Raw genomic sequence first — 21,450 nt, 5'->3', positions numbered from 1 at the left:
CAATAGTGTAATTATATTAAATTACTATATACAAATTTCCAAATTGTCCTAATATTAATTATAAAAATATTATATGGAGGGTACTAATATGACAAATAATCAAAACACAGAAAACAAAAAGTACGGACTATCTGCATTTATACCCCTTTTGGTTTTTCTGGGACTGTACATAGGAAGTGGGTTGACGTTTACTGTTCTTGGATACGACAATGCATTTTCACAATTTCCAAGGCACGTTGCCTTACTTATAGGTATAGCTGTAGCACTTGTTATGAATCCAAAGATGAAACTATCTGATAAAATTGATGCATTCTCTGTAAATGCAGGAAATCCTGGAGTAATGTTAATAGGGCTAATATATTTATTGGCAGGTGGATTTCAAGGCGCAGCAAAGGCAATGGGTGGAATGGACTCTATTGTAAATATGGGTCTGCACTTTATACCACCTTCACTATTAATGCCGGGAATATTTCTACTATCAAGCTTTATAGCAACAGCTATAGGAACTTCTATGGGAACAATTGCGGCAATGGCTCCCATTGCAATAGGAGTTGCCACAAAGGGAAATTTAAACTTGGCAATTGCCTGTTCTGCTGTAATAGGTGGAGCGTACTTTGGAGATAACTTATCTGTAATTTCAGACACTACTATCGCTGCAACTCAGGGAGTAGGCGCTGAGATGAAAGATAAATTTAAAATGAACTTTTTTATTGCACTTCCTGCTGCAGTAGTTGCAATGGTACTATATGCAATAGTAGGTGGAACGGGAGTAATTGAAGAGACACTTAGTTATAGCGTTATACTTATAATTCCATATTTTGTAGTATTAATAACTGCTCTAATGGGTTTTAATGTGGCAGGAGTACTATTTATTGGAATTGTAATGTGTGGAGTAATAGGACTTGCTACAGGTTCAGTAGGATTTTTTGAATATGTTCAATCTATAGGAAGTGGAATGGAGGATATGTTCAGTATTACAATAATAGCAATACTAATATCCGGATTAATTGGACTTATAAAAGAATATGGTGGAATTGACTGGTTAATTGGAAAAATTACATCTAAGATTAAGGATAGAAAGGGAGCAGAATACGGTATAGCATTTTTATCAGGACTGCTATCTATTTCACTAGTTAACAACACTTTGGCAATTATAATTTCAGCACCAATTGCAAAAGAAATAGGTGGGCAGTACCATATAGCACCTAAGCGTATAGCAAGTTTACTTGACATATTTGCCTGTGCATTCTTGGCACTATGCCCTCATGATGGAGGAATGTTAATAGTAACGGGACTATCGGGAGTATCACCTATTGAAGTATTAAAATATTCATTCTATATGTTTGCTTTAATAATAGCCACACTTGCAACTATACATTTTGGACTGTTAAGAACACCTGAAGAAAAAGAATATGAACTACAACATAAAAATGCAGATTAAATATAACTTATATGAAAATTAAAAGTAAAACTAAAATTCTATAAAGAATAAAAAAAGAGCAAATTTGCTCTTTTTTTTATTTTAAATGAAATATCTAATTATATAAAGTACTGTTAAGTGCAGTGGATAGAATAAGTAGTATCCATATTTAACCCACTTTGGTGAATATCCTCGATTGCCACTATATTTAAGCAAGAGTGGAATAGTTAAAAACATTCCAAGCATTCCAACTCCCTCAATAAAAAACAAATTACTAAATGAAGGGTCTGCCACTTTGGCAATTACTGTAATTAAAAGAAATGGCAGAGCAATATAAATAGAAGGCATCATTATTCTTTTTTTCTCGTCTTTAATATTGTAGTACCAAAAAATAATTAAAACTCCAACTAAGCTCCAGTCAGAATTTACAGTTAAGAACATAGAAAATACTACAATGCAAAACCTTAAAAGTGAATTTTCCGTCTTTTCACATAGTACTATCATTATTAAACCTACAAGTAGTGTAAATAGCACATTGTTAAATAAGTCTAAGAATGTAAAATTCCAATTGTTAAAAAAATAAATGTGAAAGGGAACTATTGAAAGTATCCAGAACAACGCAAGTCTTAGAATATATTTTTTTAAATTTCTTGTGTGGTAAAATCCCTCAACCAGTAAATAGGCCATAATTGGAAATGTCAATTTTCCTATAGTCTCTGTAAATAAGTATATCCACGGATGCGAAAGACCTATTTGAAATCCACTGCCAATGTGATTTAACAGCATTGCAATTATGGCTATTAATTTTAAATGAAAGGCATCTAAGGTTTTTTTATGTGTTATCTTAGTATTTTCCATTTATTTACATGAATTAATAAATTCAGTTAAAAAATCTCTTTGAATTTCAGATTTTTTGTATAGGTATTCAGGATGCCATTGAACTCCACATACAAATTTTTTATCTTCTAAATATATTCCCTCAACTATTCCATCAGATGACTTAGAAAAAACTTTTAAGTCATCTCCCAATTTTTTAACTGCTTGGTGATGAAGAGAGTTAACTTCTATAGACGTATCTTTAAATAATTTTCCATAAAAATTGTCTTTAATTATTTCAACTTTGTGAAAAGTATTGCTAAAGGGTTCGCCTTGAGTGTGATCTAATGGATTTTCATATTCTGTTTCTAAATCTTGATAAAGTGAACCACCTTTTACAATATTTAACATTTGCATTCCTCTGCAAATGGCAAGTATGGGAATATCTCCATCTAAAGCTTTCTTTAAAATGTCAAATTCAAATACATCTCTCTTTGGACTAAGGGAGAAGCATTTTTTATTTGGAAATTCTCCATAGTAAATTGGATTTATATCGTGTCCGCCGGTAAATACTATACCGTCAATTTTATTTAAGACTGTGTCAATGGACTCTTCATCGTAGTTATAACTTAGTATAATAGGCGTTGCACCTAGTTCTTCTAAGAAATTAAAAAAATCACTGTTCATGTTTATATCTTCCCAAAAAGTGTCAACTCTTGGTGTAATTGCAATTAGCGGTTTCATATTAACTCCTTTTAAATTTATGGCTGATGGCCCATTTAAAAAATGTCCAGCCGGGTTGCGGATCGTCCCAAGCCCAAGTAGAGTTTACTTTTTTAAATCTGTAGTCTTTTACTACCTCTCCAAGGGTCATTTGTTTTGTATTTAAATATTTTTTAATAGCTGATATATCTTCGTATTTGTATTTCCAATAGACTTCTCTGTCCTCTTCAATTTTTGGTCCCTCAAAGGGCTCATCAATGGAGTCTAGGAAGTACATCATAGGTGTGTTCATATCCATGGCACATTGAAGTTCGACAAAGTTTACAAATCTTACATTTACTTCTATTAAGTAAATAGTACCTGTTTTTTCATCTCTTTTTAGTTCAACTTCGGCAAATCCTCTGTACTTTACAGCTTTAAAAAGAGGTACACAAATATCGTATAGCTCTGGAATATAATGCTGCTTAGCATAGGTACTGGCGCCAAAATTTATAGGCCATTGACGTATTTTATTTGTAGTCATATAACTTGCTACATTTTGATCTCTATCCATATATACGTCAAAGGAATAGCAATTTGTCTCAGGACCCTTTACTATTTTTTGAACGAAGACTTCCTGTCCGTCTCTCTTACACATTTCAATTTTTTCAATTAGCTCTTCTTCAGAGTTAATAAAGAAAACTTTGCTTCTATACATATTTACAAAGGGCATTGAATCCTTAGGTTTTACAATACAAGGGTATCCAAGTTCTTCTGTAACTTTTGAATATAAATTTTCCGTATCCATTGAAATAATTTCAGGTGTTTTTATTCCAAGTGGCTCAGTATATTGTAAAAGAGATTCCTTGTCCATTAAACTTGCAAGTAAACCCTTTTGTTCATTAGGCCACAGATAATATTCTTTTAAAGCGTCAAAGTTGTTTTCCATAAATTCCACATATAAATCAGCTGTGGGAAAGAGTACAGGTTTGTGAGCTTGCTTTGTAGAGTAGTCAATTAAAAACTCAACTAATTCCTGCTCTTGGTCTTTATAGTGAGGTGCAATTAATCTTTCTTTTACATATTTTGAAACGCCGTAATTAGAGTCTGCATAGTCTACAGTTACTACTTTAACGCCGTTTCTTCCAAGGTTTCTTATAACTCCAAGTCCCACATAGTAATTAGAGCCAAGAACCACTGCCTTGTGTTTATATTTCATTAACTTCACTCCTAAATTTGTACTAAAGGTATTATATCATTGTTGTCTAGATTTAAAAAGTTACACAATTTTAAGAATTTGAAAGTTAAGGTTTTAGAAAAAGTTGGGTATACTACTTATGTATATGCGTAGGTTTAATTAAAATTAATTTAATAAATTAGGAGGTAACAATTATGAAAGTAAAATTTGGCGGCGATGAAGTAACACTAGTGGGAAATCAAGTAGCAGTAGGAGAGGTGGCACCTGATTTTAAGGCAGTTAACTTGGATTTATCAGAGTTTGACTCTAAGAGCTTAAAGGGAAAGACAATAGTTTACTCAGTAGTTCCATCAATAGATACAGGTGTTTGTTCTATTCAAACAAAGTTCTTTAATGAAGAAGCTTCTAAACTTGGAGATGACGTTGCAATCGTAACTGTTTCAGTGGATTTACCATTTGCACAAAAGAGATTTTGCGGAGTAGAGGGAATAGACAGTGCAATAGTAATTTCAGACTATAGAGATCACGATTTTGGCAAGAAATATGGATTTTTAATAGATGAATTAAAACTATTATCAAGGGGTATTGTAATTGTAGATAAAAGTGGTAAGATAGCATATGTTGAATATGTAGAAGAAGTAACTCATGAAGTAAACTTTGATAAAGCATTGGAAAAATTAAAAGAGCTAATTTAGGAGAAGATTATGAAAACCTTAGTTGTAGTAGATTGTCAAAATGATTTTATAAGTGGCAGTCTTGCTTGTTTAAAGTCTAAAGAGGCAGTAGAGAACATAGTCAGTGAAATAAATAAAAATCTCTATGATAGAGTTGTTTATTCCATGGACTACCATTCGCCAAATAACAAGTCATTTGAAATAAATGGTGGAATTTGGCCGGTGCACTGTGTCGCTGAAGAAGAAGGTTCCTTTTTATCCCAAGAGTTTGAAAAAATAGAAGAGATAAAATTTAAACCGCAAGCTGAAAATATTTACAAAAAAGGTTTAAATGACGACATTGAAGAGTACTCAGCTTACTATGCTAAAGACAGTAGAGGTAATAGCATTAGTGAAATTGAGTCAGAGGAATTTGTTATTTGTGGACTTGCCAGCGAATACTGTGTAAGAGAGACGATACTGGAATTTCAAAAGAACAATAAAAATGTTAGCTTTTATTTAAAGGGAACAGGCTATGTCAATGAAAGAGATCATGAAGAAAATGTTATAGATCTAAAGAATAGAGGCATAAAATTTAAATGAATATTAACATTATAGCTGTTGGCAAGGTAAAGGAAAGTTATATTAAAGAGGGAATTGATGAATTTATAAAAAGACTTACCCCTCATGCAAAGGTAAATATAATTGAAGTTGCAGATGAAAGTGCACCTGAGAATCTCTCAGAAAGTGAAATTGAAATTGTAAAATGCAAAGAAGGAGAGCGAATTTTAAAGAAAATTAAAGAAAGTGACTATGTAGTTGCCCTTGATATTAAGGGAAAGAAACTTTCCTCTGTGGAATTTGCTCAGAGAATAAAATTCACTCAAATAAGTGGGCACTCCACAATTGACTTTATAATCGGAGGTTCAAACGGACTTGCAGCAAAAGTGCTAAAGAGAGCAAACTTTTCGCTTTCATTTTCACTTATGACATTTCCCCATCAATTGATGAGGCTAATACTGTTAGAGCAAGTATATAGAGCATTTAGAATAATAAATAACTATCCCTATCACAAGTAAAATTAAAGATATAGTAAGAGCTCTTAGTTAATTCTAAGGGCTTTTGTTATATTTATTTTTATATTTTAAAGTTAAAATAGTGTATATAAAAAAGAATGTAAATTTACCATTTCGATACTAAATTAAACTGGAAAAATATTGTATTTGTGATACACTAATATCTAATTATAATTAATTAAGGGCTGTTTAAAGGTTTTGAAGAGGGGGGAATTAGTTTTATTTACACAGTACTGTTAATTATAAAATAGATAATGAGGGGGTAAAATTATGGAAATGTATAGAGAAATAATAACTCATCCTGCCGTTGCATTTTTTGTGGTACTTTTATTTTTAGCGCTTGGAGATGTTGTAGCAACAAAGACAAAGGCATTAATACCATCTATTTTTATATTTGTAATGTTAATTTTAATAGGCGTGTGGACAGAAGTGCTTCCAAAGGAAATAATTGAATTAGCAGGATTCTCATCATATTTTCTAGATATGGTAATAGTGGTAATAGTAGTAAATATGGGAAGCTCTCTAAAAATTAGAGACTTAAAAAGAGAGTGGAAGACAGTGGTAATTGGAGTTTCGGCAATTGTAGGTGTTGGGGCAACTGTACTTACAATAGGAACTGCACTTTTCGGATTTGAACAATCTGTAGTAGTAGCCCCTCCAATAACAGGAGGATTTGTTGCAGCTTTTGAGATGTCTAAAGCGGCACTGGCTCTTGGAAGACAAGATTTATCTACTATTGCACTTTTAACTTTGGCACTTCAAAGTTTTCCGGCTTATTTTTTAATACCGACACTGTTAAAAAAAGAAGCTAGGACTCTACTGGTGGGCTATAGAGGTGGAGATAGAATAGTGGCGGGAAATGAAGAAGTTGAAGTTGGAAAACAATTACTTCCTAGAATCCCTGAAAAGTACAACACTGACAATATGATTTTGGCAAAGTTGGGACTTCTTGCAGCTATAGGAGTTGTACTATCTAAATTTTCGGGTGTACTATTTGGGGCAGCAGGAATTAGCTTTTCAATATCCCCAACTATATTTGCACTGTTTTTAGGAGTAGTGGGAAGTGAATATGGATTTTTAGAAACTCAAGCACTACAAAAGGCAAATGCCTTTGGATTATTTATGGTAGGTTCAATAGTTACTGCAGTAAGTGGACTGGTAGACAGTTCTCCTCAAGAAGTGTTTTCAGCCGGAGCAATAATTATTGCCTACTTGGGAATTGGAATTGTGGGAATGGGAATATTCTCATCACTTGCAGGAAAGTTTTTGAAGGTTTCTTGGAACATGGCCTTTGCAATTGGGCTAAACTGCCTAGTGGGGTTCCCGCTAAACTATGTATTAACAGGTGAAGCGGCAAAAGCGGAAGCTTCCAATCAAGAAGAATATGACTACTTAGTAGACAAGATGTCGCCAACGATGCTGGTGGGTGGATTTACTACAGTTACAATAGGATCTGTAGTATTTGCAGGAATACTTAAGAACTTTATATAGAAGTTAAAAATAAACTAATAGGGTGTTTTGCTCTATTAGTTTATTTTTTTGTAATGTCATAGTCGTAAAAAGTAATGGTAAAAAATAGTATTTATCATTTTCATCAATTATAAAATCTTTTAAATAAGGTTCAAATAAACTTGTAAAACTATTTTTATTTGTGTATTGAATTTTTTCTAATATAATAGGTTCATTTAATTTTACTGGGGATATATCCTTTTGTAAAAATGTCGTTGAGGAACTTCTTTTTTCAGATTTAATAAATTCACTATTAGGAAAATTTGAAATTGCATTGACATTGCCATTGATACTTATTGAAAATTTATTGTCTATAACTCCAACCCCAACACTGTTAAATTCTTCTTTTGGAGTAATTTTAAAATTATCAAAAGTTTCAAAGCTCTCTTTAACTATTTCTTTTCCGTCATTTTGGAATACAGTAATAGACCATGAAATAGCTTCTTCAGGAACTTTTATATTAAAAAATTTTATATCACCAAGAACCGCTCTATACATTTTAAATTCCTTAGTGTCATTTTCTATTTCCAAGGGTTTAATATATGAGCTGTTTTCATTAATTTCTTTTTTAGAACACCCTGCAAGTGTCAATATTACCAATAGTATTACTATGTATTTTTTCATTATTTACCTCTAATTGAATTATATATTAAAAGTTTATTAAGTCAAAAAATCTTTTAAAAGATTGAAAATAAAACTAATAAAAAAGTTCCATTAGTTTTATTTTTTAGTTATGTCATAGTCGTAAAAAGTAATGGTAAAAATATAGTAGTTAAAATTATCTTCTGGTCTAAAGTCCTTTAAGTAGTAAGAGCCGTTGTCGTGAATAGAGTATGTTGAAGAAAAATATATAGTTAGAAGAATTAAGGGCTCATTCATTTTAGAGGGGCTATATTTTTGGGAAAGCCAATGGTATCCTGAAACAGGTTTTTCGTTTTCAGATATCCAAACTCTGTCTTCGTCAATTCTGTGAACACTATCGTCAATTTTAATTACAGGAGTATTGGAAATAGTTCCTACACCTACTTGAAAGTTATTCTTATTCAAATTTTCAAAATTTTCAAAAATTTGTGCTGTAGCTTTTAAATTATTTTTATCTCCCTTATAAACGTCTATTGAAAAAGATTTTGCCTTTCGAGCTTTAACTTTGTAGTAGAAAATTTGATTAGAAGATGAATTTTTCAATTTAACATAACTTTCTTCTATTATAAAATCTTCTAAGTTTTGTTCAGCTTTTATAGGTTTTATATAGGGATGTGGAAAGAATAAGTACAGAGCTACTCCAACAATAAAAAGTACAACAATAAATATTACTATGTATTTCTTTTTCATTTTTCACCTCGAATTGAATTATATAGTTAAAAGCTGTGCATAAGCTATATAAAAAGTTACTTTGGTAACAAAAAAATGTTAATAAGGCCATAAACTGTGGATTGTTTTTCCGAAATTTAGGGTCTTATTAACATTTAAATTTTAATTTTCTTTAATAAAGTTTTTTATGTGAGATATTACTTCATCAATATAAGTGTCATCTCCGGGATAGCCCACTACTAAGTGGCCGTGTTCTTTTACTTTTCCAATAATCATTTGGTTTCTATAGAGGTGATTTTCTCCCGTTCCCTGATATCTCATGTCTGTAATTATTCCAATAATCATTCTGGGAAAATTTGAATTTATATTGTATTCTTCTTCTATTTCAGCCATTACTCCATGTGCCATTATTTCAGCTGCAACTCCATCGTCAATAGAAAGTCCGTCAAGGCAAGCTATAAGTATATTTGATTTTTTAAGTTCTGCAGTGTCGGCTTTTGAAATTGAAATGTCTGTTATAATGTCATCGTTATTTTTTTTGTCGTTTATATCTGAATTTCTCTGTGGAACGTATAGTTTAATATTAGTTTCACTTTCTATTCTACTGGCAACTTTTTCTGTCCATTCAAACATTCCTGCATTAAAAAAATGAGATGCAAAATAACCTGTAAAATTTTTCATTTTATCTCCTTTAAATTAAGCTATTTTTTAGATTTATTTTTATTGTTCTTTGGAGGCTCACTGTTCCAAGTTTTAATTAGTAGAGCTCCAATTAATATCATAACTAAGCTTGCACTTATTTGCCTGTCAATAATTCCCTTAATGCCCCCTAGAATTAAGAGAACACCTACTATAATTTTTAATATTTTCATAATGATATACTCCTAACTAGTTGCTTTTTAAATTTGCAAACATAAGTATTAAAACAAAGTGAACGGCGCTAAAGAGAGCTATTAACATGTAGTCATTGTAAGTTGTGTTTAAAACTAAGTAGTTTATTATTTCTCTTATTTGGAATATATTCCAAGAGTTATACCTTAAAAATCTGCCAATATATACTGCAACTCCACTTAAAGCGGAAAATAGTATAAGCATTATAAAACTTGCAAATTTATATTTATAGCATCTTATAATTTTTAAAATATTTATAAAACTTTCAAAACACAAAACAAGTGAAAGTACTACCAGCAGAACCATAACTCCCAATTTTACCCAGTTTAAATAATTAGTTACATAGACCATTTCTCCACCTGAATAGGAGTAAAACTCTCTGGAGCGTATGTGGATTAAGTCTGTGAACATGTAAATTGTGTTTGGATAAAATACAATTGAAACGAGAGTAATTGGAACGCAAATTAGTCCCTTGTGTTTCATATTTACACATAGAGAACTCAGTAGATATGGAATAAAGGAAAGCCCCACATTAAACAGCAAGTATTTAATATTAAAGTTAAAGTAAATTACGCATGCATATAGAGCCATGTAAAATAAAAAGTATATAAAAATTTTTTTGTAGTTGTTAACTGTTTCTCTATTCATAAAATCGTCCATTCAAGTTTATTTGGTGATACTTTACATTTTATAGAAAGGCAGGGATAAATTCAAGTTGAGAATATTTTTGAAAATAAAAAAGAGTGTGTATTTTTAAATACACACTCTCTAAATTTAATCGGCTTCTTCTAATCCGCCGGTATAGAGTTTCGCATATACACCATTTAGTGCAAGTAGTTCGTCATGACTTCCTCTTTCAATTATCTTTCCTTGAGATAGAACAATTATTGCATCGGCATCTCTAACTGTTGAAAGTCTATGCGCAATTACAAATGTAGTTCTATTTTTCATAACTCTATTCATACCTTCTTGTACTAACATTTCAGTTCTGGAGTCAATTGATGATGTTGCCTCATCAAGTACGAGAACAGGTGGGTCATATACTTCAGTTCTTGCAATAGATAGAAGTTGGGATTGACCTTGGGATAGATCAGATGTAGTCCCTGATATTATTGTGTCGTAGCCTTCAGGTAGAAGCTCTATAAAGTTGTCTGCTTGAACTTTCTCAGCAGCATCTTTTACAGCTTGTTTGTCAATGTGGTTTCTACCATAGCTTAAGTTGTAGTAAATACTTCCTGTAAATAAGTTAGTATCTTGAAGTACCATACCTAGTGAACGTCTAAGGTCCGCTTTTTTTATCCTCTTAGTGTCAATTCCGTCATAGGTTATAGTACCAGAGTCAATTTCATAGAATCTGTTGATTAAGTTTGTAATAGTTGTCTTTCCGGCTCCTGTTTCTCCAACAAAGGCAAGTTTTTGGCCAGGCTTTGCAAATAGAGAAATATCGTGGAGCACATCGTGTTTTTTATCATAGGAGAAGTTTACATTGAAGAATCTAATGTCACCTTTTAGTTCAGTATAAGTTGGAGGAGTTTGTGATTGATCCTTCCAAGCCCAAAAGTTCGTTCTCTCTTCACATTCTGCCATATTTCCTTCAGCATCTTTAGTTATTCTAACCAGACAAACATCTCCACTGTAATCTTCCTGTTCTTCATCAAGCAAGTTAAATATTCTTCTAGCTCCTGCAATGGCAGATATTATTACGTTCATCTGTTGGGCAATATTTCTAATTGGCCCTGCAAATGCTCTGGACAACTGCAAGAAAGCTGCAATTGTACCTACAGTCATTCCAAATTTTCCGCTAATTGCAAGTAGTCCGCCGGCTACTGCAGTAATTGCATATTGAAGATTGCTAATACTAAATACAATTGGAAGTAGTATTAATGAGTACATATTTGCCAAAGTTGTATTTTTTGCCAACTCGTCATTTATTACATCAAAGTCATCTACAATATTATTTTCATGGTTAAATACTTTAATAACTTTTTGTCCGTCTATCATCTCTTCAATGTATCCATTTTCTTTACCTAGAGATTCCTGTTGTCTTAAGAAGTATTTAGAAGATCTTCCACCGATTTTATTCATTACTAATAAAACTAATAAAAATGAAAAGCCTGCAACTATACTTAAAACTACTGAAGAGTAAAGCATTGCAGAAATAACTGCAATAAATGTCAATACTGAAGAAAACACTTGTGGTATTGAACTGGTAACCATTTGTTCAAGTATTTGTACGTCATTTGTGAAATGACTCATAATATTTCCATGTGAGTGAGTGTCAAAATATCCAATAGGAAGTTTTTGTAAGTGTTCAAATAGTCCATCTCTAAAATCTCTAAGAACATCTTCAGATATATCTACCATTATTCTAGTATAGAAGAATGATGCTGCAACTCCCAGTGCATAAATCATTGCAAATGTAATGATTATACTCACTAAAGGTGCAAAGTCAGGAGTATCTTGAAGTAGCATTGGAGTTATATAGTCATCAATTAATATCTTTACAAAGAAAGAAGTAACTACACCTATACAGGAAGAAATAGCAACAAATATAGCAACGATAAGGAGCTTAACAGGATGTTTTTTAAATATAACTGCTAAAAGTCTCTTTATTGTAGATAAGTTTTCAGGAGATGTGATTTTATTTTCACTGCTTTTTTTATTCTGCTTCATCAAAATCCGCCTCCTTATCCTGACTTATAGCAATTTCTCTATAAATATCATTTGAATCTATAAGTTCCTCATGAGTTCCAATTCCGTTAATTTCACCTTTATCTAAGACTATTATATAGTCACAGTCGGAAATAGATTTAATTCTCTGAGAAATAGTTATTCTAGTTAAATCTGGAAGTTTTTCATTTAAGTTGTTTACTATTAGTCGCTCTGTAGTGTTATCAAGAGCAGATGTAGAGTCATCTAAAACTAATATCTTAGGTTTTTTTAGAAGAGCCCTTGCAATACAAAGTCTTTGCTTTTGACCACCTGAGAAGTTTGTTCCACCTCTCTCAACTCTTCTGTCATATCCTTCAGGAACTTGGGTAATAAAATCATCTGCTTGAGCAATTTTAGCTGCTTCAATCACTTCTTCAAGTGTTGCATTTTCATTGCCCCATCTTAAATTTTCTATTACAGTTCCCGAGAAAAGTTGATTTTTTTGTAATACTACAGCTACATCATCTCTAAGAGAAATTAAGTTGTAGTCTCTTACATCTCTGCCGCCAACTTCAACACTTCCGCTAAATACGTCGTAAAGTCTTGGAATTAAACTTACAAGTGTACTCTTGGATGACCCGGTTGAACCAATAATCCCCACATTGTCTCCTGGATTAATTTTTAAATTAATATTCTTCAGGGCCAGCTTATCTGCTTTTTTACTGTAAGAAAAACATACATCTTTAAATTCAATGCTGCCATCTCTTATATCAGTAACACCAGATAAGTTTTCATCAAGAGAAGTTTCTCTATTTAAAACTTCTACAATTCTCACACCACTGGTTCTAGCAACTGTCATTTGAATAATCAACATAGAAATCATCATAAGTGAGATTTGAATTTGATATGCATAAGTTACTAAGCTAAGTAGTTGTCCGGTTTTAAGGCTATGGTCTACTACGATATACTTTGCTCCAAACCAACCAAGTAGCAATACTACAAAGTAAATTGAAGCTTGCATTAATGGATCAGAAAGAGCGGTTAACTTACCCGCCTTAACATAATTTTTGTAAAGTGATGTTGAAACTGTTTTAAATTTTCTTGTCTCATGATCTTCTTTTACAAAACTCTTTACAACTCTTATTCCAAGTAGGTTTTCAGAAACAACTGTATTTAACCTGTCCATAGTTCTAAAAACTCTATTAAATATAGGAAAGACTTTTACAATTATAAACATTATTCCAATACCTAGTATGGGAAAGATTGTAAGAAATACAAGTGCAAGTTTCGGATGAAGACTAAAGCTCATAATAAAGGAAAAAATAAGCATTAAAGGAGACCTAAAGGCAAGTCTAATAGACATTTGAAAAGCTACTTGAATGTTTTGAACATCAGTTGTAAGTCTTGTAACTAGTGATCCTGTGGAGAAAGAATCAATGTCCTCAAAGGCAAAACTTTGAATTTTTTCAAACATCTCATGCCTGAGATTTTTAGCAAGTCCTGCAGAGGACTTCGTTGCAAAAGATCCGGATAAAATCCCTGTTACAAGTGCAATAAATACACATATAAACAAATAGATTCCCAAGTGAATGATATTTTCTTTTGAAGATGTGTAAATGCCAGTGTCTACTATTTGTCCCATTAAAAAAGGTATGGCAATATCCATTGCTACTTCCATCACTACAAAAATGGGAGATAGGAGTGCATATTTTTTGTATTCTTTTACATTTGATAAAATTTTTCGTATCATATTAACCCCCCAATTATACAAAATAAATACATACTATATATATTAACTCATTTAAAATTTTTTGGGAAGTGGTTGAGGTTGCTTTTACACATATTTTTATAAATGTTTTAAAAGTGGAATGATAGTATTTTACAAAAATGTAAGATATTATTTATCTATTTGTAAGATTAATATAGTATTATATAGACACTGGAATTTTAATTACTAGATTAGAGGTGTGAAATGAATTTGGAAATAGAAATTTTGAAGTATATAAGTGGGTTACATATGCCACTGTTAGATAAAATTATGATTTTTATTACAAGTCTTGGAAATAGTGGACTTGTATTTATAGCGATTGGAATAATTTTAATGCTTAGGAAAAAAAGTAGAAGAGAGGGAATCAATATTCTTTTGGCACTTGGAATTTGCTTTATCTTTGGAAATGTAATAATGAAACCTTTAATTGCAAGAGCAAGACCATTTACTATAAGTGAAGTTGAACTTTTAATAAAAGCTCCAACGGATTTTTCCTTTCCCTCAGGGCATACCTACTCTGCCTTTGCAGCTGCAATGAGTTCTTATTTTTACAATAAAAAAAGGAGTATAGCACTTTTTATCTTTGCAATTGTAATGGGTTTTTCGAGGTTATATTTATATGTACACTATCCTACAGATGTCTTTGTAGGTGCGCTTTTTGGAATTGGATGTGCTATTTTAGCAAAGTATATTTTAGATACATTTACTAAAAAGACAGGTATTGCAATTTAAAAGTAAATTACTTTTTTTCTCTAATACTTGAAAAGAATGAAGAGAGTATTTTAGAGCACTCTTCTTCTAAGATATTAAATTCAACTTCAGTTTTGTGGTTAAAGTCGTGAGATAGTAAATTTAAGTTACTTCCACAACATCCAAAGCGAGGATTTTTAGCGCCGATATAGACTTTTTTTAGTCTAAAGTTTATTATTGCCCCGGCACACATTGCACAGGGTTCTAATGTGACGAACATTTCACAGTCTTCAAGGTGGTAGGTTTCAAGGTGCTTGGCTGCATTTTTTAATGCCATAATTTCAGCGTGTTCAGAAGCATCTTTTAAAAGTTCTTTTCTATTATATCCACTTCCCACTATTTCATTATTTAAAACTACTACAGCACCAATGGGCACATCGTTATTTTTATAGGAAATTTCAGCAAGCTTTAAAGCTTCACTCATAAATTTTTCTCTATTCATAGTATCACCAAGTTAATTTTAACAAATAACTATAAAAAATCAAAATAATTTAAAAATTTTTGATTTTTTGTGTTTTAAATAGAAAGTGCAGGGTATATTAGTAATACCAAGTAATATACTTGGTGTGAAATTTGACAATTTCATCTAACTAAGAAGTAAGAGTGCCAATAGGGCGTTTATATAGATGTTAGTTTTAGTTTAGTAATAGATAAAAGAATTGCTAATTTAAGAATGACAGCTATGTTGGTAAGTTATATGACTTTGGAGTTCTCCAAACTTAGAGTTGAGTTTGGGAAAGAGAATGAAAGAGAAGTGAACTTACAAAAATAAGAAAAGTAAATCGTGGATTTAGAAGAATGTATGGATTGTGTATTAGAAGTACTATGAAACTAAAGAAACAAAGTACTAGAGAAACAAGTTAATAAAATTAAGTAAAAGATAACTTTATTAAAGAAACAAGAAACGAAGTAATAAGAATTAAGAAACAAATTAACAAATTAAATAAAATTAGGTCAAAGATAATTTTATTAAAGAAACAAGAATTAAGAAACAAAAATTAAGAAACAAAATTAATAAAAATTAAGAAACAAAATTAATAAAAATTAAGAAACAAAATTAATAAAGTTTAAGTAAAAAAATTTATTAAGGTAACAAAGAGTATTAAAAGCAACAAAAAAAGTATTGAAGAAACAAATCTAACGTAACAGATTAAATTTAAAAATTAATATTGTTAAAGTTAAAAAAACAGTAAAGGCAAAAGGTAGAATAGTGACAGAACCAAAAGATTTAAGTTGGATGAAATTGTCAATAAATTAAGAGAATGAATTAATTGTAATTTATTATATTCATTCTCTTTTTTGTTGTCTAAAACTTGAATTGTCTTAAAAATATAGAACCGGCGATGTGATATAATAGAGATGGTGATAATATGGATTTAAATTTAAAATTAAATCAGTCTCAACAGCTAAATCTTACAACAGAACTTATTCAAGCTATTGGAATAATGGAATTGAATTTAGTGGAATTGGAAGATTTTTTAATGAGAGAATCTGAAGAAAATATATATGTAGATTATAAGCCAAAATCGGAAGACGATAGGGTAGTAAAATTTTTAAAAGAAAACAGAAAAGATAGAGAAGACTTTTACGAAGCTCCTGTTGATGAAGAAAATTCCTATGAAAAGTACGTCTCATCAGAAGTTTTACTAGTTGATATTTTAATGGAACAGTTAAACACTTTAAAATTAACTGAAAGTGAGAGGATAATCGGAACATTTTTAGTTGAAAATATTGATGATGATGGTTATTTAAAACTCAACTTAAATGAAGCTGCAGATATGTTAAATGTAGATGTACACGATGTATTTTACATACTTAAAAAAATTTGGACCTTTGAACCCAGGGGGATTGGCGCCAGAAATTTAAAAGAGTGTTTAATTTTGCAAACTGAAGAAAACGGAAAAGTACTAAGGGCAATTATTGAAAATCACTTAGAGGACATATCTAAAAATAGAATAAATAAAATAGCAAAGAGTTTAAACATATCTATAGAGGATACTCTCTACTACATAGAAGAAGTTAAAAAGTTAAATCCGAAACCGGGTTCAGGCTACGTTACCTCTTCAGAGCCAACACCGTATATAAGACCTGAAATATTTGTAAATATAGTCGATGGTGAACTGGTTGTGGAAATTGAAGAGTCAAGTAGTTCAAATGTGACTATTAACAAATACTATTTAAATATGCTGGAAACAGACATAGATGAAGATACCAGGAATTATTTAAATACTAAGCTCTCCAGAACTATGTTTTTATTAAAATCCATTGAACAGAGAAGAGAGAATATTTCAAAAGTATCTAATGAACTTGTAAATAGACAAAAAGACTTTTTTTTAAAGGATTCATCTCTCAAGCCAATGACATTAAAAGACATAGCAGATACTCTAGGTATTTCAGAGTCTACAGTTTCAAGAGTTACAAAAAATAAGTACTTACAGTGTAAAAAGGGAGTGTTTCCCCTAAAGTATTTTTTCTCCACATCTATAGGAACAAAAGATGGAAAAGTTTCAAGAGATTACATAGAGAAGATAATAATAGACATAATAGATGAAGAGGATAAGTCAAAGCCCCTATCAGATCAAAGTATTACAGATATAGTAAATAAAAAGGGCATAAACATTAACAGAAGGACAGTTGCAAAGTATAGAAGTGAGTTAAATATTGCATCTGCAAGCTTTAGAAGGAGATTCGATGGTATCTAAGAAAAAGAAAAATAACACTGGATGTGGTTGCCTATTTTTTGGGGGTTTAATACTTTTAATTTTGCTCTTCATATTTGTTTCAATAGAAAATAGAGTGGACTATAGGACAGAATATATTGAAAATACAAAGTATTTGGCAACAGATATTTCAAAAAAATACAATTTATTTCCAAGTGTGGTACTTGCTCAATCAGCACTAGAGAGTAATTTTGGAACCTCGGGGCTGTCTTCTGAATATAAAAATTACTTTGGAATAAAGGCGGGTAAAAAAGATAATTCCGTAAATTTAGACACAGCTGAATTTATAGATGGAAAAGAAGTAACCATGAATGAGGGATTTAGAAAATACAACACAAAAGAAGAGAGTTTTAACGACTATGCAAGACTTATTACAGAGGCAAAGAGATATGAGAGAGTAAGAAGAGCCTCAAGTTATAGGGAGGCTGCCACTGCACTTTATGAGTGTGGCTATGCTACAGATCCAAATTATTCAGAAAAAATAATATCTATTATTGAAGACTATGGGCTGGAAGATTTGGACTTAGAAGTATTAAATTAATGTTCTTGTAAAAAACAATTTACAACTGTGGATTGTGGAAATAATTTTTTCAAAGGAGTATAATGTTTTATTATTGAGTTCTGAAAGAGATTTTTAAAATTAAGTAGTTTTCAGAAAGCTGAAAGAAGGGATAATTTGAAAAGTCAAATTAACAAAGTACTTGAAATTGATGAAAAGACTCAAAAATTAGTAAAAGACACAGAAAAAAAGATTGAAAAAGTAAGAGAAGAGTTTAGAAAAAGGGCAACAGATATGGAAAACTTTGCCTTAGAAGATGCTAAGAAGACAGCTCAAGAGGAGTTTGACAAAATTATTGAAGAAGCTAAGAGTATAGCAACTAAAAAAGAAGATGATGATAAGGAAAAACTTAAGGAAATAGATGAACTATACAACAAAAATGAAAAAAAATTAATAGATAGGGCTTTTAATAAGTTTATTTTAGGTGAGGATGATTGAAGTGGGTAAAACAGCAAGTTTATCTGCTGTAAATGCAAAAATAGGAAAATTAAATTCCAAATTCCTAAAAGATGAAGACTATATAAACTTATCTCACTATAAAACCACTAGGGATATTCTAAATTACTTAAAAGAAAACACAGATGTGGGTGGCGAGCTAAGTCTGTATGACACGACTTATGAGGCCGAGCTTAAAATGAGAAATTATAGAAGAGCTCAACTGGAAAAAATAAGTCATTACTTTTCGGGAGACTATAAGGAACTTTCAAATGCACTAATGTCAGAATTTGAGATTGAAGACATTAAAAAAATACTTAGAGTTTTACAAAGAAAAAATGACAGTCAAATTTTAAATTACAAAGATTTAAATATAGATATTGAAAGATTTAAAATTGACAGGAATTCTACAATACAAACTTTTATAGATAGTTTGAAAAATACTAAGTATTATAAAGTATTACGTGCTTACGAAAATGAAAGCGATGATGTAATACTTTTTTATATGGAGATGAATTTGGATAAAATTTATTACTCTTCACTTCTAGAGGCGACGAAAAAGTTTTCAAAGGCTGATTTGGAAGTAGTTTCAAAGTTGATAGGAAGTAAAATTGACCTTTTAAATGTAACTTGGATTTACAGAGGTTTAAAATATTACAGTCTGTTACCTGAAGAGTTAATTAATTTTTGTATTCTAGGCGGAAATAGATTAAATTACAATAAGTTAAAAGCTCTGTGCTATGAGGAAACTGTAGACAGTTTAGTTGAGACAATATTAAAAACGGAGTACAAGTTTTTATTTGACGCAGAAAAAAGAGATATATACATGGATAGAAGAGCCAGCAGATATCTATACTACACTGCAAAGAGAGAATCTATAAGAGGAGTTTCAAATATTGGAAAATATCTTGGATATACTTTTTTATTAGATTATGAAGTTAAAGATATAAGTGCCATTTTGGAAACTACAAGATTTGATATTGATTTTGAAGAAAAACTTAAGTTTCTAGTAAGAAGTTATAAAGGAAGTGAATTATAGATGGCTGTAGAAAAAATGAAGAAAATGAATATAGTTGGAGACTTGTCTGTAATGGACAATGTGATAATTGATATTCTCAAAACTAAAAAAGTCAATATAATCAATGCTCAACTAGAAATAGACAACAACGAATTTACATTTAATTTAGAAAAGCAAAAAGACTTGGAAAAAGTGCTGGAATTAAATAATATTGTTCCCTTTGAAAGGGATGAGTCTAAGGACGTTATTGTAAAAGAAGCAAGAGAGCTAATGGAGTTCTTTGGATTTGACTCCATTGAGAGCAAGTATATAGACAATGTAGATGGAGATATAGACTTTGAAAACTACTACGAAGAGCTAAAGCCAAAGGTAGATAGATTAAATGAAATAAACAGAATTTTAAAAAACAATGAGAGAATTGAAACGAACTACACTCTCTTTGAAAACGTTGATATTGATATTTCAAATTTGACTAACTTAGAGTATTTTAACGTCAGATTTGGAATATTAGATAGAGAAGCCAGATTAAAGCTAAAGAAGAACTACGGAAATATTATAGCGCTGATTTTTCACACAGGCACTATTGAAAAAAGTGAAGTATTCTTGGCAATTTATCCAAAGGAAGTAACTAATGAAATAGACAGAATTTTAAGGAGTTTAAATTGGCAAGACGTAGATATTGCAGGACAGTACAAGGGAACAGCTCAGGAGATTTTAAGTAAGTACTCCAAGGAGAGTGACTTGCTTTTAGAAGAAAAGAAAGAAATAGAATCTTATAGAGACAAATTAATATTAGACAGTGAAGACACTATAAAAAAAGTCTTGGCTAGAATGCTCTTAAGTGAAAAAATTGAAGAAGTAAAAAAACACATGGTGAGATCTAAAAAATATTTTTATCTCTCAGGTTGGATAGGCGTTACAGACTACGAAGAAATAAAAGATAAACTGTCTAAGTACAAAAATTTAACTTTTATATTTGAAGAGCCTGACGAAAAAAAAATAACTCCACCAACAAAGTTAAAAAACAACAGTTTTTTTAGACCCTTTGAAATGCTTTTAAAGATGTATGGAGTTCCAAACTATGGGGAAATTGACCCTACGACATTTTTGGGAATAACCTATATGATACTCTTTGGCTCAATGTTTGGAGATGTGGGACAGGGGGCAGTGTTTTTAATAGGTGGCATTATAATTTCTAAAAAAATTAACAAGGGCTTTGGGGCAATACTCACAAGGCTTGGGATTTCTTCAATGATATTTGGGGTTTTATATGGCTCGGTATTTGGTTCTGAAGAGTTAATACCGGCACTTTGGATGAGGCCTTTTGATAATATTAACCAAGTGCTCATAATATCTGTGGCATTTGGAATTGTACTATTGTCAATTTCCTACTTTTTAGGATTTATAAACAAATTTAAAGCGGGGAATATAGAAGAACTGTTATTTGGAAAAGATGGAATTTGCGGATTTATTATATTTTTGCTAATGACAAACTTAGGTGTAGGTTATATGGCCGGAATATCAATAGTTCCAACAAAAATTTCAGTGGGTGTGATACTAGTGGCGCTAGTGCTTATGATATTTAAGAGACCACTTGCCCAAAAGATAATGAAGCAAAAAGTAAGTTATGAAAACGGAGATGTGAGTGGATACTATATAGAAGGTTCATTCTCTCTAATAGAAGCATTGATTTCAATACTTAGTAATATAATTTCATTTATTAGGGTTGGAGCCTTTGCAATAAACCACGTTGGATTGTTCTTGGCATTTCAGACAATAGGAGAGATGACAGGAAGTGCAGTTGGTAATTTTATAGCTTTGCTATTTGGAAATATATTGATAATAGGTCTTGAGGGACTTATTGTGTTTATTCAAAGTCTAAGACTTGAATACTATGAAATGTTTAGTAAATACTACACAGGTGATGGGTATGAATTTGTACCTGCAAAAGTAGATTTGGAGGAAAAGTAAA

The 21,450-nt window shown here is 31.1% G+C and carries 22 protein-coding genes; 11 read left to right on the top strand and 11 right to left on the bottom strand.

What is annotated here, in order from left to right:
- The first annotated feature begins 88 nt into the window (after positions 1–88).
- Positions 89–1,441 carry a Na+/H+ antiporter NhaC family protein gene (locus tag BUB47_RS06365; RefSeq protein WP_073184832.1) on the top strand — a complete coding sequence of 451 codons (1,353 nt, stop codon included), beginning with the start codon at positions 89–91 and terminating at the stop codon, positions 1,439–1,441.
- Between the two features lie 81 nt (positions 1,442–1,522).
- On the opposite strand, the gene BUB47_RS06360 is transcribed toward BUB47_RS06365, so the two are convergent.
- Genes BUB47_RS06360 through BUB47_RS06350 form a run of 3 tightly spaced genes read right to left on the bottom strand, consistent with a single transcriptional unit; the run spans position 1,523 to position 4,157 of the window.
- On the bottom strand, positions 1,523–2,278 hold the full coding sequence (locus BUB47_RS06360) for a TraX family protein (RefSeq protein WP_073184830.1): 756 nt from the start codon (positions 2,276–2,278) through the stop codon (positions 1,523–1,525).
- Positions 2,279–2,980, bottom strand: coding sequence for a gamma-glutamyl-gamma-aminobutyrate hydrolase family protein (locus tag BUB47_RS06355; RefSeq protein WP_073184829.1), 702 nt, complete (start codon positions 2,978–2,980; stop codon positions 2,279–2,281).
- Position 2,981: 1 nt separating this feature from the next.
- On the bottom strand, positions 2,982–4,157 hold the full coding sequence (locus tag BUB47_RS06350; protein ID WP_073184827.1) for a carboxylate--amine ligase: 1,176 nt from the start codon (positions 4,155–4,157) through the stop codon (positions 2,982–2,984).
- 173 nt (positions 4,158–4,330) lie between these two features.
- Between BUB47_RS06350 and tpx the strand changes: the two genes are divergently transcribed.
- The 4 genes from tpx to BUB47_RS06330 all read left to right on the top strand — a co-directional run bounded on the left by tpx (position 4,331) and on the right by BUB47_RS06330 (position 7,356).
- Entirely contained in the window at positions 4,331–4,831 is a 501-nt protein-coding gene (tpx, locus tag BUB47_RS06345; protein ID WP_073184825.1) for a thiol peroxidase, read from the top strand.
- Positions 4,832–4,840: 9 nt separating this feature from the next.
- The gene (locus tag BUB47_RS06340) at positions 4,841–5,392 is read left to right on the top strand and encodes an isochorismatase family protein (protein ID WP_073184823.1); all 552 of its coding nucleotides are present in this window, start codon (positions 4,841–4,843) and stop codon (positions 5,390–5,392) included.
- Positions 5,389–5,868, top strand: coding sequence for a 23S rRNA (pseudouridine(1915)-N(3))-methyltransferase RlmH (rlmH, locus tag BUB47_RS06335; RefSeq protein WP_073184821.1), 480 nt, complete (start codon positions 5,389–5,391; stop codon positions 5,866–5,868). Before BUB47_RS06340 ends, rlmH begins: the two co-directional genes overlap by 4 nt.
- Positions 5,869–6,135: 267 nt before the next feature.
- On the top strand, positions 6,136–7,356 hold the full coding sequence (locus BUB47_RS06330; RefSeq protein WP_073184819.1) for a hypothetical protein: 1,221 nt from the start codon (positions 6,136–6,138) through the stop codon (positions 7,354–7,356).
- Between the two features lie 3 nt (positions 7,357–7,359).
- Here the strand turns inward: BUB47_RS06330 and BUB47_RS06325 are convergent, their stop codons facing one another.
- The 7 genes from BUB47_RS06325 to BUB47_RS06300 form a co-directional block, all read right to left on the bottom strand.
- Positions 7,360–7,998 (bottom strand): lipoprotein, encoded by a 639-nt coding sequence (locus tag BUB47_RS06325; protein WP_073184817.1) that lies wholly within the window; start codon positions 7,996–7,998, stop codon positions 7,360–7,362.
- Between the two features lie 96 nt (positions 7,999–8,094).
- The gene (locus BUB47_RS06320; RefSeq protein ID WP_073184815.1) at positions 8,095–8,706 is read right to left on the bottom strand and encodes a hypothetical protein; all 612 of its coding nucleotides are present in this window, start codon (positions 8,704–8,706) and stop codon (positions 8,095–8,097) included.
- A gap of 141 nt (positions 8,707–8,847) precedes the next feature.
- A complete protein-coding gene (locus BUB47_RS06315) occupies positions 8,848–9,366 on the bottom strand; it encodes a nucleoside 2-deoxyribosyltransferase (protein ID WP_073184813.1) in 519 nt (172 codons plus the stop codon).
- 20 nt (positions 9,367–9,386) lie between these two features.
- A complete protein-coding gene (locus tag BUB47_RS10005) occupies positions 9,387–9,557 on the bottom strand; it encodes a hypothetical protein (protein WP_159430540.1) in 171 nt (56 codons plus the stop codon).
- Between the two features lie 16 nt (positions 9,558–9,573).
- Positions 9,574–10,224 (bottom strand): DUF1361 domain-containing protein, encoded by a 651-nt coding sequence (locus tag BUB47_RS06310; protein ID WP_073184811.1) that lies wholly within the window; start codon positions 10,222–10,224, stop codon positions 9,574–9,576.
- 126 nt (positions 10,225–10,350) lie between these two features.
- Positions 10,351–12,249, bottom strand: a complete 1,899-nt coding sequence (locus BUB47_RS06305; RefSeq protein ID WP_073184809.1) for an ABC transporter ATP-binding protein — start codon at positions 12,247–12,249, stop codon at positions 10,351–10,353.
- Positions 12,236–13,978 carry an ABC transporter ATP-binding protein gene (locus BUB47_RS06300; RefSeq protein ID WP_073184807.1) on the bottom strand — a complete coding sequence of 581 codons (1,743 nt, stop codon included), beginning with the start codon at positions 13,976–13,978 and terminating at the stop codon, positions 12,236–12,238. Before BUB47_RS06300 ends, BUB47_RS06305 begins: the two co-directional genes overlap by 14 nt.
- Positions 13,979–14,200: 222 nt before the next feature.
- Here BUB47_RS06300 and BUB47_RS06295 point away from each other — a divergent pair, with 222 nt between their 5' ends.
- Positions 14,201–14,728, top strand: coding sequence for a phosphatase PAP2 family protein (locus tag BUB47_RS06295; protein WP_073184805.1), 528 nt, complete (start codon positions 14,201–14,203; stop codon positions 14,726–14,728).
- A gap of 7 nt (positions 14,729–14,735) precedes the next feature.
- On the opposite strand, the gene BUB47_RS06290 is transcribed toward BUB47_RS06295, so the two are convergent.
- Entirely contained in the window at positions 14,736–15,188 is a 453-nt protein-coding gene (locus tag BUB47_RS06290) for a nucleoside deaminase (RefSeq protein WP_073184804.1), read from the bottom strand.
- Positions 15,189–16,116: 928 nt separating this feature from the next.
- Here BUB47_RS06290 and rpoN point away from each other — a divergent pair.
- The 5 genes from rpoN to BUB47_RS06265 all read left to right on the top strand — a co-directional run bounded on the left by rpoN (position 16,117) and on the right by BUB47_RS06265 (position 21,449).
- Positions 16,117–17,448 carry an RNA polymerase factor sigma-54 gene (gene rpoN, locus BUB47_RS06285; RefSeq protein ID WP_073184802.1) on the top strand — a complete coding sequence of 444 codons (1,332 nt, stop codon included), beginning with the start codon at positions 16,117–16,119 and terminating at the stop codon, positions 17,446–17,448.
- Positions 17,438–18,007 (top strand): glycoside hydrolase family 73 protein, encoded by a 570-nt coding sequence (locus BUB47_RS06280; protein ID WP_073184800.1) that lies wholly within the window; start codon positions 17,438–17,440, stop codon positions 18,005–18,007. Before rpoN ends, BUB47_RS06280 begins: the two co-directional genes overlap by 11 nt.
- A 135-nt stretch (positions 18,008–18,142) precedes the next feature.
- Positions 18,143–18,463 carry a hypothetical protein gene (locus BUB47_RS06275; RefSeq protein ID WP_073184798.1) on the top strand — a complete coding sequence of 107 codons (321 nt, stop codon included), beginning with the start codon at positions 18,143–18,145 and terminating at the stop codon, positions 18,461–18,463.
- Position 18,464: 1 nt separating this feature from the next.
- Entirely contained in the window at positions 18,465–19,499 is a 1,035-nt protein-coding gene (locus BUB47_RS06270; protein ID WP_234945643.1) for a V-type ATPase subunit, read from the top strand.
- A complete protein-coding gene (locus BUB47_RS06265) occupies positions 19,500–21,449 on the top strand; it encodes a V-type ATP synthase subunit I (protein ID WP_073184795.1) in 1,950 nt (649 codons plus the stop codon).
- Position 21,450: the final 1 nt, after the last annotated feature.

Source organism: Anaerosphaera aminiphila DSM 21120 (assembly GCF_900129925.1).
GTDB classification, from domain to species: domain Bacteria; phylum Bacillota; class Clostridia; order Tissierellales; family Peptoniphilaceae; genus Anaerosphaera; species Anaerosphaera aminiphila.
This window is presented reverse-complemented; position numbering and strand designations above follow the sequence as displayed.